General features: G+C 67.7%; 14 protein-coding genes. 13 read left to right on the plus strand and 1 reads right to left on the minus strand.

Going from position 1 to position 11,655, the window contains the following annotated elements:
* The first annotated feature begins 1 nt into the window (after window position 1).
* From secY to truA, 10 genes are all read left to right on the plus strand, one after another.
* On the plus strand, window positions 2-1,315 hold the full coding sequence (secY, locus tag ACFYNP_RS19695) for a preprotein translocase subunit SecY (protein WP_382588731.1): 1,314 nt from the start codon (window positions 2-4) through the stop codon (window positions 1,313-1,315).
* On the plus strand, window positions 1,315-1,971 hold the full coding sequence (locus tag ACFYNP_RS19700) for an adenylate kinase (protein WP_388405619.1): 657 nt from the start codon (window positions 1,315-1,317) through the stop codon (window positions 1,969-1,971). Before secY ends, ACFYNP_RS19700 begins: the two co-directional genes overlap by 1 nt.
* Window positions 1,972-2,517: 546 nt before the next feature.
* A complete protein-coding gene (gene map / locus ACFYNP_RS19705) occupies window positions 2,518-3,363 on the plus strand; it encodes a type I methionyl aminopeptidase (RefSeq protein WP_388405622.1) in 846 nt (281 codons plus the stop codon).
* 227 nt (window positions 3,364-3,590) lie between these two features.
* Entirely contained in the window at window positions 3,591-3,812 is a 222-nt protein-coding gene (gene infA / locus ACFYNP_RS19710) for a translation initiation factor IF-1 (protein ID WP_003956442.1), read from the plus strand.
* 60 nt (window positions 3,813-3,872) lie between these two features.
* Window positions 3,873-3,986, plus strand: coding sequence for a 50S ribosomal protein L36 (gene rpmJ, locus ACFYNP_RS19715; protein ID WP_003956441.1), 114 nt, complete (start codon window positions 3,873-3,875; stop codon window positions 3,984-3,986).
* Between the two features lie 189 nt (window positions 3,987-4,175).
* Window positions 4,176-4,556: a 30S ribosomal protein S13 gene (gene rpsM / locus ACFYNP_RS19720; protein ID WP_100578132.1), complete on the plus strand. Its 381-nt coding sequence runs from the start codon at window positions 4,176-4,178 to the stop codon at window positions 4,554-4,556.
* A 69-nt stretch (window positions 4,557-4,625) separates the two neighbouring features.
* Window positions 4,626-5,030 (plus strand): 30S ribosomal protein S11, encoded by a 405-nt coding sequence (gene rpsK / locus ACFYNP_RS19725; protein WP_003956432.1) that lies wholly within the window; start codon window positions 4,626-4,628, stop codon window positions 5,028-5,030.
* A gap of 168 nt (window positions 5,031-5,198) precedes the next feature.
* A complete protein-coding gene (locus ACFYNP_RS19730; RefSeq protein ID WP_010473911.1) occupies window positions 5,199-6,221 on the plus strand; it encodes a DNA-directed RNA polymerase subunit alpha in 1,023 nt (340 codons plus the stop codon).
* Window positions 6,222-6,365: 144 nt separating this feature from the next.
* Window positions 6,366-6,854 (plus strand): 50S ribosomal protein L17, encoded by a 489-nt coding sequence (rplQ, locus tag ACFYNP_RS19735; RefSeq protein ID WP_388405627.1) that lies wholly within the window; start codon window positions 6,366-6,368, stop codon window positions 6,852-6,854.
* Between the two features lie 85 nt (window positions 6,855-6,939).
* The gene (gene truA / locus ACFYNP_RS19740) at window positions 6,940-7,812 is read left to right on the plus strand and encodes a tRNA pseudouridine(38-40) synthase TruA (protein WP_388786753.1); all 873 of its coding nucleotides are present in this window, start codon (window positions 6,940-6,942) and stop codon (window positions 7,810-7,812) included.
* Here the strand turns inward: truA and ACFYNP_RS19745 are convergent.
* Window positions 7,783-8,625: a hypothetical protein gene (locus tag ACFYNP_RS19745; RefSeq protein ID WP_388786756.1), complete on the minus strand. Its 843-nt coding sequence runs from the start codon at window positions 8,623-8,625 to the stop codon at window positions 7,783-7,785. The genes truA and ACFYNP_RS19745 overlap by 30 nt on opposite strands.
* 57 nt (window positions 8,626-8,682) lie before the next feature.
* Here ACFYNP_RS19745 and ACFYNP_RS19750 point away from each other — a divergent pair, with 57 nt between their 5' ends.
* From ACFYNP_RS19750 to rpsI, 3 genes are all read left to right on the plus strand, one after another.
* Window positions 8,683-10,305: an ABC-F family ATP-binding cassette domain-containing protein gene (locus ACFYNP_RS19750; RefSeq protein WP_388405635.1), complete on the plus strand. Its 1,623-nt coding sequence runs from the start codon at window positions 8,683-8,685 to the stop codon at window positions 10,303-10,305.
* A gap of 271 nt (window positions 10,306-10,576) precedes the next feature.
* Window positions 10,577-11,020, plus strand: a complete 444-nt coding sequence (gene rplM / locus ACFYNP_RS19755; protein WP_161245590.1) for a 50S ribosomal protein L13 — start codon at window positions 10,577-10,579, stop codon at window positions 11,018-11,020.
* Window positions 11,021-11,067: 47 nt separating this feature from the next.
* Window positions 11,068-11,586 (plus strand): 30S ribosomal protein S9, encoded by a 519-nt coding sequence (gene rpsI, locus ACFYNP_RS19760; protein ID WP_120721887.1) that lies wholly within the window; start codon window positions 11,068-11,070, stop codon window positions 11,584-11,586.
* The last annotated feature ends 69 nt before the right edge of the window (window positions 11,587-11,655 follow it).

Genomic DNA, 11,655 nt, shown 5'->3' on the forward strand with positions numbered 1-11,655 from the left:
CGTGCTCACCGCGTTCGCCCAGGCGTTCAAGACGCCTGACCTGCGCAAGAAGCTGCTCTTCACACTCGGCATCATCGTGGTCTACCGGCTCGGTACGCACATTCCGATGCCCGGGGTGAGCTACAAGAACGTACAGACCTGTGTCGACCAGGCCCAGCAGAACAGCGGCCTGTTCAGTCTGGTGAACATGTTCAGCGGCGGCGCGCTGTTGCAGATCACGATCTTCGCGCTCGGCATCATGCCGTACATCACCGCGAGCATCATCCTGCAACTGCTGACCGTGGTGATCCCGCGCCTGGAAGCCCTCAAGAAGGAGGGCCAGGCGGGTACGACGAAGATCACGCAGTACACGCGTTACCTGACCGTCGCGCTGGCGATCCTCCAGGGCACCGGCCTGGTGGCCACCGCCCGCAACGGCGCCCTCTTCAACGGCTGCCAGGTCGCCACCGAGATCATCCCGAACCGGTCGATCTTCACGACCATCACGATGGTCATCACGATGACCGCCGGTACCGCCTGCGTCATGTGGCTCGGTGAGATCATCACCGACCGCGGCATCGGCAACGGCATGTCCATCCTGATGTTCATCTCGATCGCCGCCAGCTTCCCGAGCTCGCTGTGGGCCATCAAGAAGCAGGGCCACTTGGCCGGTGGCTGGATCGAGTTCGGCACGGTGGTGCTCGTCGGCCTGGTCATGGTCGGGCTCGTGGTCTTCGTCGAACAGGCCCAGCGACGCATCCCGGTGCAGTACGCGAAGCGCATGATCGGACGCCGGTCCTACGGCGGGACCTCGACCTACATCCCGCTCAAGGTCAACCAGGCGGGTGTGATCCCGGTCATCTTCGCCTCGTCGCTGCTCTACATCCCGGCGCTGATCGTCCAGTTCTCCAACTCGACGGCCGGCTGGGCGACCTGGATCAAGGACAACTTGACCAAGGGCGACCATCCTTACTACATCGTCAGCTACTTCCTCCTGATCGTGTTCTTCGCCTTCTTCTACGTGGCGATCTCGTTCAACCCCGAGGAAGTCGCCGACAACATGAAGAAGTATGGTGGCTTCATCCCGGGCATCCGGGCTGGCCGACCGACCGCTGAGTACCTGAGCTACGTACTCAACCGGATCACCTGGCCGGGGTCGCTGTATCTGGGGCTGATCGCGCTCGTACCGACAATGGCGTTGATCATCTTCGGCGGCGTCCAGAGCTTCCCGCTCGGCGGGACGAGCATCCTCATCATCGTGGGTGTGGGTCTGGAAACCGTTAAGCAGATCGAGAGCCAGCTTCAGCAGCGCAATTACGAAGGGTTCCTCCGCTGATGCGAATCGTCCTCGTTGGACCGCCCGGTGCGGGCAAGGGAACGCAGGCCGCGTTCCTTGCCAAGAACCTGGCGATCCCGCACATCTCCACGGGCGACCTCTTCCGTGCCAACATCAGCCAGGGCACGGACCTGGGCAAGGCAGCCAAGGCGTACATGGACGCCGGCAACCTGGTGCCGGACGAGGTCACCATCGGGATGGCCAAGGACCGCATGGAGCAGTCGGACGCCGTGAACGGCTTCCTGCTCGACGGCTTCCCGCGCAACGTGGTGCAGGCCGAGGCGCTGGACGAGGTGCTGAAGGCGGACGGCGTGAAGCTGGACGCCGTGCTCGACCTCGAAGTCCCCGAGGACGAGGTCGTCAAGCGGATCGCCGGCCGGCGGATCTGCCGCAACGACAGCGCGCACGTCTTCCACGTGGCGTACAACGCCCCGAAGGTGGACGGCGTCTGCGACCAGTGCGGCGGTGAGCTGTACCAGCGCGGTGACGACACCGAGGAAACGGTGCGCAAGCGCCTTGAGGTCTACCACAGCGAGACCGAGCCGATCATCGACTACTACCGTGCGCAGGGTCTGGTCATCACGATCAGCGCGCTCGGCAAGGTGGACGAGGTCACGCAGAAGGCGATGGACGCGTTGCGCCGCGAAGCGGCGTAGTCTGCGGCTTTCCTGAACGGCCGCGGTGCCCCCTGGTGGGGGCACCGCGGCCGTTCTGCGTGCGGCCACCCCGCACCCCCTCCCCGGGGCTCCGCCCCGCCCCCGCTCGCCCGTTCTCCCACCCGCCCGCCCATATGCACAGAACCGGAAGGCGCCCAGTTCCCCGGGGCTCCGCCTCGGACCCTGCTCGCGCCTTGAGGCCGCTCGTCCTCAATCGCCGGACGGGCTGAGGTTGCCCCCCGTACCCGGGGTTGTTGGGGGCGCGGGGAACTGCGCGATCAGCTGTGCACGGTTCGCACCCGAAGATCGGGGTTCACGGGGGCTCCGCCACGGATCCCGTTCGCGCCTTGAGGCCGCTCGTCCTCAATCGCCGGACGGGCTGGGGTTGCCCCCCGGCGCCCCGGGGCTGTTGTGAGCGCTGGGGCTGTGCGAGTGGCCGCGTTCGGGTTGTGGGCGGGGGCCGGGCACACGGGCATCCGGGGCCGGGTGCGGAAGCCTTATCGTTGGGGGTGACCCATACCCGTACCAGAAAGGCGTGAGCCGCACATGGTGGAGATCAAGACCCCCGAGCAGATCGCGAAGATGCGCGAGGCGGGGCTGGTCGTCGCCGCGATCCACGCCGCCACCCGCGAGGCCGCGGTGCCGGGGTCCACGACGAAGGACCTGGACGAGGTCGCCCGCAAGGTGATCGCCGAGCACGGCGCGAAGTCGAACTTCCTGGGGTACGGCGGGTTCCCCGCCACGATCTGCACCTCGGTCAACGAGGTCGTCGTACACGGCATCCCGGACGACAAGACCGTCCTGAAGGACGGCGACATCATCTCCATCGACGCCGGCGCGATCATCGACGGCTGGCACGGTGACGCCGCGTACACCGCCTTCGTCGGCAGCGGGCACGCGCCCGAGCTGGTCGAGCTCTCCCGGGTGACCGAGGAGTCGATGTGGGCCGGCATCGCCGCGGTGAAGAAGGGCAACAAGCTCATCGACGTCTCGCGCGCGATCGAGTCGTACATCCGCCGCCAGCCGCGCCCCTCGACCGGTAAGTACGGCATCGTCGAGGACTACGGGGGCCACGGCATCGGCTCCGAGATGCACATGGACCCGCACCTCCTGAACTACGTCGACAAGCGCCGCATGCTGGGCCGCCACAACCCGAAGCTGATCCCCGGCTTCTGCCTGGCGATCGAGCCGATGGTCTCCCTCGGCACCCCCCGCACGGAGGTCCTGGAGGACGACTGGACCGTCATCACGACGGACGGTTCCTGGTCCTCGCACTGGGAGCACTCGGTCGCCCTGACGGAGAACGGCCCGCTGGTCCTGACGATGCCGGACTGCGGCAAGGCGAAGCTGGCGGAGCTCGGGGTCACGACGGCTCCGGATCCGCTGGGCTGAGCAGGGGGCCAGGGGAGCCCCGCTCAGTCTTGAGGCGGGGCTGGGCCGGGATGCCGGGGGAATAGGTGGCCCCGGCACCTGGCGTAACGATCTCCTCGTTGGGGCAAACTCATCTGATTCGTCTTTTCGAGTGCCCTGACGTAGACTGATGCGTCGGCTCTCGTGTACCCGTGTGTCCACACACGGCTGCGGGAGTCGATCAAGGTAGCCGATTCGAAAGGCGAAGCGTGGCCAAGAAGCAAGGTGCCATCGAAATCGAGGGCACCGTGATCGAGTCCCTCCCGAACGCCATGTTCAAGGTGGAACTCCAGAACGGTCACAAGGTCCTCGCGCACATCAGCGGCAAGATGCGGATGCACTACATCCGTATCCTCCCGGATGACCGGGTTGTGGTGGAGCTTTCTCCCTACGACCTGACGCGTGGCCGGATCGTCTACCGGTACAAGTAGATCTTGCCCACGTCGTCCTCACGGGCGGCGGTGGCACTGACCCGGAGAACCTGACATCCCATGAAGGTCAAGCCGAGCGTCAAGAAGATCTGCGACAAGTGCAAGGTGATCCGCCGTCACGGCCGGGTCATGGTCATCTGCGACAACCTGCGCCACAAGCAGCGCCAGGGCTGACGCACGCCGACCGACCTGCATTTCGCAGTTCTTCCCGCGACGCGAGCAAAACGTACATACGCAGCATCCACCTGGCCGGTTTCCCCGGCTGGTGACACCTCCGGCGGGGGCCGGGGACCCGAAACGTACCTAGTACGGCGGTCGGGAGCGGTGCTGTGGAAGACCCCCGAAAACAACTGGAGCCAGTAAATGGCACGCGTTTCAGGTGTTGACATCCCGCGCGAAAAGCGTGTGGAGATCGCACTCACCTACGTCTTCGGTATCGGGCGCACCCGGTCCAAGGAGATCCTCGACTCGACCGGTGTGAACCCGAACACCCGCGTTCGTGACCTGGCCGAAGAGGACCTGGTCAAGATCCGCGAGTACGTGGACGCCAACCTCCGCACCGAGGGTGACCTTCGCCGTGAGGTTGCCGCCGACATCCGCCGCAAGGTCGAGATCGGCTGCTACCAGGGTCTGCGCCACCGTCGTGGTCTGCCGGTCCACGGTCAGCGCACCAGCACGAACGCTCGTACCCGCAAGGGCCCGCGTCGCGCCATCGCCGGTAAGAAGAAGCCGGGCAAGAAGTAGTCCACAGCGGACGCTTTTCAGCGGTCTTCGCTGTAGGACCGATCACCTCCCCTCCATCTGGAGTAAGACATGCCCCCCAAGGGTCGTCAGGGCGCTGCCAAGAAGGTGCGCCGCAAGGAAAAGAAGAACGTCGCTCACGGCCACGCGCACATCAAGAGCACGTTCAACAACACCATCGTCTCGATCACGGACCCCTCGGGCAACGTGATCTCCTGGGCGTCCGCCGGCCACGTCGGCTTCAAGGGCTCCCGCAAGTCGACTCCGTTCGCCGCGCAGATGGCCGCCGAGTCGGCCGCCCGCCGCGCGCAGGAGCACGGCATGCGCAAGGTTGACGTCTTCGTCAAGGGTCCGGGCTCCGGCCGCGAGACCGCGATCCGCTCCCTCCAGGCCACTGGCCTTGAGGTCGGCTCGATCCAGGACGTCACCCCGACGCCGCACAACGGCTGCCGTCCCCCGAAGCGCCGCCGCGTCTGATCCGGGGCGGCGCTCCCCGCGCCGCCGCGTCTGACGCGAGGTTGCTTCAAGGATTGCCTTGAGGCTCGGGCGGTACGGCTCATTCGGGCCGTGCCGCCCGTACCCTTGCAGTACGCAGTACCCAGCAGGGCATCAAATAGTGGGTGCCCATGACTGAAGGATCTCCACATGCTTATCGCTCAGCGCCCTTCGCTGACCGAAGAGGTTGTTGACGAGTACCGCTCGCGGTTCGTCATCGAGCCCCTGGAGCCGGGCTTCGGCTACACGCTCGGCAACTCCCTGCGTCGTACGCTCCTCTCCTCGATCCCCGGTGCCGCTGTCACCAGCATCCGGATCGACGGTGTCCTGCACGAGTTCACCACCGTGCCGGGCGTCAAGGAGGACGTCACCGACCTCATCCTCAACATCAAGCAGCTGGTCGTCTCCTCGGAGCACGACGAGCCGGTCGTGATGTACCTGCGCAAGCAGGGTCCCGGCCTGGTCACCGCTGCTGACATCGCCCCGCCGGCCGGTGTCGAGGTGCACAACCCCGACCTGGTGCTCGCCACGCTCAACGGCAAGGGCAAGCTGGAGATGGAGCTGACCGTCGAGCGCGGTCGCGGCTACGTCTCCGCCGTGCAGAACAAGCAGCTGGGCCAGGAGATCGGCCGCATCCCGGTCGACTCCATCTACTCCCCGGTGCTCAAGGTCACGTACAAGGTCGAGGCGACCCGTGTCGAGCAGCGCACCGACTTCGACAAGCTGATCGTCGACGTCGAGACCAAGCAGGCCATGCGTCCCCGTGACGCCATGGCGTCGGCCGGTAAGACCCTGGTCGAGCTGTTCGGTCTGGCGCGCGAGCTCAACATCGACGCCGAGGGCATCGACATGGGCCCGTCCCCGACGGACGCCGCCCTCGCCGCCGACCTGGCGCTGCCGATCGAGGAGCTTGAGCTCACCGTTCGGTCGTACAACTGCCTCAAGCGCGAGGGCATCCACTCCGTGGGTGAGCTCGTGGCGCGCTCCGAGGCCGACCTGCTCGACATCCGCAACTTCGGTGCGAAGTCGATCGACGAGGTCAAGGCGAAGCTGGCCGGTATGGGCCTCGCCCTGAAGGACTCGCCTCCCGGCTTCGACCCGACCGCCGCGGCCGACGCCTTCGGCGCGGACGACGACGCGGATGCGGGCTTCGTGGAGACCGAGCAGTACTGACGGTCTTCGTCTGCGGACCGGCTCCGGCCGGTCGCGCAGTTCCCCGCGCCCCTCTGGGGGCGCGGGTCTCCGACAGGTAACCGCCTGCTCGGACACTGACATCGGTACCTCGTACGGCCGGTGCAGATCACTAGGAGAAACACCATGCCGCGTCCCGCAAAGGGTGCTCGTCTCGGCGGCAGCGCCGCGCACGAGAAGCTGCTCCTCGCCAACCTGGCGAAGTCGCTCTTCGAGCACGGCCGGATCACGACGACCGAGGCCAAGGCCCGTCGCCTGCGTCCCGTCGCCGAGCGCCTGATCACCAAGGCGAAGAAGGGCGACATCCACAACCGTCGCCTGGTGCTTCAGACGATCACCGACAAGGGCATCGTCCACACCCTCTTCACCGAGATCGCGCCCCGCTACGAGGAGCGTCCGGGTGGTTACACCCGTATCACCAAGATCGGCAACCGTCGTGGTGACAACGCTCCGATGGCCGTGATCGAGCTGGTCGAGGGCGAGATCGCCAAGAAGGCGACCGTTGCCGAGGCCGAGGCCGCCACCGTGCGCGCCGTCAAGGAGTCCGACGCGAAGGCCACCGAGGCCGAGACCGTCGAGGACGCCAAGCCGGCCGACGAGGCGAAGGACGCGTAAGCGTTCTGAAGGCTGGTGAACGGGCCCGTTCCCTTCGGGGGGCGGGCCCGTTCCGCTGTGTGGATGCTTTGAGAGGATCTGTTACGTGAGTGATGAGGTGGAGCCCGGCCTCGTCCGGGTGCGTCTTGATCTGTCGTACGACGGCAAGGACTTCTCCGGCTGGGCCCGGCAGCCGCTCGGGCGCAGGACCGTGCAGGGCGAGATCGAGGACGCGCTGCGCACGGTGACCCGGTCGGACGTCACGTACGACCTGACGGTCGCCGGGCGCACCGACGCCGGGGTGCACGCGCGCGGCCAGGTCGCGCACGTGGACCTGCCCGAGCAGGTGTGGGCCGAGCACCACGAGAAGCTGCTGCGGCGCCTCGCGGGGCGGCTTCCGCACGATGTGCGGATCTGGCGGGTGGCCGAGGCGCCGAGCGGGTTCAACGCGCGCTTCTCGGCGATCTGGCGGCGGTACGCCTACCGGGTGACGGACAACGTGGGCGGCGTCGACCCGCTGCTGCGCGGTCATGTCCTGTGGCACGACTGGGAGTTGGACGTCGAGGCGATGAACGCGGCCTCGGCCGCGCTGCTCGGCGAGCACGACTTCGCGGCGTACTGCAAGAAGCGCGAGGGCGCCACCACCATCCGCACCCTCCAGGAGCTGTCCTGGGCGCGCGGTGACGACGGGATCATCACCGCGGCCGTGCGTGCCGATGCCTTCTGCCACAACATGGTGCGCTCCCTGGTGGGCGCGCTGCTGCACGTCGGCGACGGCCACCGGGGCCCGGAGTGGCCCGGCGAGGTGCTCGCGGCGGCGGTGCGCGACTCCTCCGTCCACGTCGTGAAGCCGCACGGGCTCACCCTGGAGGAAGTCGGTTACCCCGCCGACGAGTTGCTCGCCGCGCGCAGCAAGGAGGCGCGCAACCTGCGCACGCTGCCCGGGAGTTCAGCCGGCGGGACGGGCGGCTGCTGCTGACGCCTGGTTGCGGCCGCGGGCGACGATCTGGTCGAAGGTGAACTTCGCGAGCTCGTCGCCCGCGGTGAAGACGGCCGCGTCGCCCTTCGTCACGCTCTTCCCGTTGGCGAAGCCGCCGATCGTGAAGTAGGCATAGCGGCCATAGGAGTTGGTCGTGTTGCGGCAGACCGATCCGCCCCGGCAGAAGGTGTTCACGCCCGAGCCGGAGAGCGAGGCGATGCCGCCGTTCGCCTGCTGCTTGGCCTTCGTGGCCTGGCCGTCCGTGTCGAACACGGCGACGCCGACGGTGACCGCGACGCCGTCCTTGGTGAACGTGGCCCGGATGACCTGGCGGCAGCCGTTGTTGTTGAGGATCGGGCCGAGCGAACCCTGGGTGACCGAGGCGCAGTCGGTGACCTTGTCGGTGGGGCCCTTGGTGTAGGCGCCGCTGCCCAGGGTGAGGCTCTTGCCGGGGAAGAGGGTGTCGGCGCTCAGCGGGGCCTTGTCCTTCTTCGCGCTCGCGACGTAGTCGTACGGGTTGGGCGGGGGTGGCGGGGCCACGTGCGAGAACGAGGGCCCCGGCTGGGCGCTGTTGCTGGGCAGCGCCGGCGGTGAGGGCAGGTCGCTCGCGGACTTCCCGTCGTCGTTGGACCCCGCGGTGACGATGACGGTGGCCACCACCGCGACGACCGCCGCCGTGGCGAGCGCGCCGCCGCCTATGAACAGCCACTTCCTGCGCCGGTTGCGCGCGGCCGACGCGTCGGCCAGCGCCGCCCAGTCCGGCGTCTGCTGATCCCCCGGGCCCCACCCGGGTCCCCCTTGCCCAAAGCTCATGCCGCGCATCCTAATTCGATTGTTCAGGGGGGTAGGAGCTGGGCGACAATCCGCAGCATGGGACATCTAGAGGCTGCACACCTGGAGTACTACCTGCCGGACGGGCGGGTGCTGCTCGGCGACGCTTCGTTCCGGGTGGCGGAGGGCTCGGTGGTGGCCCTGGTGGGCGCCAACGGAGCCGGTAAGACGACGCTGCTCCGCATGATCTCCGGCGAGCTCCAGCCGCACGGCGGCTCGGTGTCGGTGAGCGGCGGGCTCGGGGTGATGCCGCAGTTCGTCGGCTCGGTGCGCGACGAGCGGACCGTGCGTGACCTGCTGGTCTCGGTGGCGCAGCCCCGGATCAGGGAGGCCGCCGCGGAGGTCGACGCGGCCGAGCACCTGATCATGACGGTCGATGACGAGGCCGCGCAGATGAAGTACGCGCAGGCGCTCAGTGACTGGGCCGAGGCGCGCGGGTACGAGGCCGAGACGGTCTGGGACATGTGCACCATGGCCGCGCTCGGCGTGCCGTACGACAAGGCGCAGTTCCGCGAGGTGCGCACGCTCAGCGGCGGCGAACAGAAGCGGCTGGTGCTCGAAGCGCTGCTCCGCGGGCCCGACGAGGTGCTGCTCCTGGACGAGCCGGACAACTACCTGGACGTGCCGGGCAAGCGCTGGCTGGAGGAGCGGCTGCGCGAGACCCGTAAGACGGTCCTGTTCGTCTCGCACGACCGGGAGCTGCTCTCCCGGGCCGCCGAGCGGATCGTGAGCCTGGAGCCGAGCCCGGCCGGGACGGACGTGTGGGTGCACGGCGCCGGATTCGGTACGTACCACGAGGCCCGCCGCGAGCGGTTCGCCCGCTTCGAGGAGCTCAAGCGGCGCTGGGACGAGGAGCACGCCCGGCTGAAGGCGCTGGTGCTCCGGCTGCGCAACCAGGCCGCGATCAGCCCCGACATGGCGTCCCGGTACCACGCGATGCAGACGCGCTTCAAGCGGTTCGAGGACGCGGGCCCGCCGCCGGAGCCGCCGCGCGAGCAGGAGATCACCATGCGGCTGCGCGGCGGCCGTACCGGCGTACGCGCGCTGACCTGCGAGAACCTTGAGCTGACCGGTCTGATGAAGCCGTTCTCGCTGGAAGTGTTCTACGGCGAGCGGGTCGCGGTGCTCGGCTCCAACGGCTCCGGCAAGTCGCACTTCCTGCGGCTGCTCGCGGGGGATCCGTCGGTGGCGCACACCGGGGACTGGAAGCTGGGGGCGCGGGTCGTGCCCGGACACTTCGCCCAGACCCACGCCCACCCCGAGCTGCTCGGGCGCACCCTCGTCGACATCCTGTGGAGCGAGCACGCCAAGGACCGCGGGGCCGCGATGTCGGTGCTGCGGCGCTACGAGCTGGAGCGGCAGGGGGACCAGCCGTTCGAGAAGCTCTCGGGCGGCCAGCAGGCCCGCTTCCAGATCCTGCTCCTGGAGCTGGCCGGCACCACCGCGCTGCTGCTCGACGAGCCGACCGACAACCTGGACCTGGAGTCGGCGGAGGCGCTGCAGGACGGTCTGGAGTCGTACGACGGGACGGTGCTCGCGGTCACCCACGACCGCTGGTTCTCGAAGTCCTTCGACCGCTATCTGGTCTTCGGCTCGGACGGCGTGGTGCGCGAGACGCCGGAGCCGGTGTGGGACGAGCGCCGGGTGGAGCGGGCGCGCTAGGCGTTTGCGCAGGTCAGGGCGGGTTGGACGCGGGTGTGGACCGGTGTGCCCCGGGCGGTTTTGACCCGTCCGGGGGCGCCCGGGTATCCTCGTGTTTCGTTATGCGTATTGGCTTGGTCGTTCTCACGCGACAGCCGTTGCGCAAGTTTCCTGGAGCAGTTACCAGTGGCTCGCATACGGGCATCGTCCCGGCACTGTGAGTCCCAGCTGCATGATCGCTTCAGGGTGCAATGTGTCTGCTCCCCATCCACTAAGAAGCGAAGGCTACGAAGTGCGTACGTACAGCCCCAAGCCCGGCGACATCACTCGCCAGTGGCACGTCATTGACGCTCAGGACATCGTCCTGGGTCGTCTGGCGACCACCGCTGCGAACCTCCTCCGGGGCAAGCACAAGCCCGTGTATGCGCCCCACATGGACATGGGTGACTTCGTCATCATCATCAACGCCGACAAGGTTCACCTGTCCGGCAACAAGAAGACCCAGAAGATGGCGTACCGCCACTCCGGCTACCCGGGCGGTCTCCGCTCGGTGCGCTACGACGACCTCCTGGCGAACAACCCGGAGAAGGCCGTCGAGAAGGCCATCAAGGGCATGATCCCCAAGAACACCCTGGGCCGTCAGATGCTCTCGAAGCTGAAGGTCTACTCGGGCGACCAGCACCCCCACGCTGCCCAGCAGCCGGTGCCGTTCGAGATCACCCAGGTCGCGCAGTAGTTCCGGCCACCACACCCCCTAAGACAGAAAAGAATCTGAGGAGCATCGTGGCCGAGACCACTGTCGAGACCCCCGTCGAGGGCGAAGAGACCTACGCGGAGGTCACCACCTTCGAGTCCGAGGTCCCCGTCGAGGGCGAGTACACCACCGAGTCGATGGCGTCCCGCTTCGGCGACCCGCAGCCGGCCGCCGGCCTGGGCCGTCGCAAGAACGCCATCGCCCGCGTCCGGATCGTTCCGGGCACCGGCAAGTGGAAGATCAACGGGCGTACGCTTGAGGACTACTTCCCGAACAAGGTCCACCAGCAGGAAGTCAACGAGCCCTTCAAGGTGCTCGAACTCGACAACCGCTACGACGTCATCGCCCGCATCTCGGGTGGCGGCGTGTCCGGCCAGGCCGGCGCCCTGCGCCTCGGCGTGGCCCGTGCGCTGAACGAGGCCGACGTGGACAACAACCGCGCCGCCCTCAAGAAGGCCGGCTTCCTCTCCCGCGACGACCGTGCGGTCGAGCGCAAGAAGGCCGGTCTCAAGAAGGCCCGCAAGGCTCCGCAGTACAGCAAGCGCTAAATCCGCGCCTGCCACTACGGCTCTCGTTCGCCCCGGCAGCACCTTCCGTGCTGCCGGGGCGTTCGTCTA

The organism is Streptomyces sp. NPDC006691, from assembly GCF_042869955.1.
Taxonomy (GTDB): Bacteria; Actinomycetota; Actinomycetes; order Streptomycetales; family Streptomycetaceae; genus Streptomyces.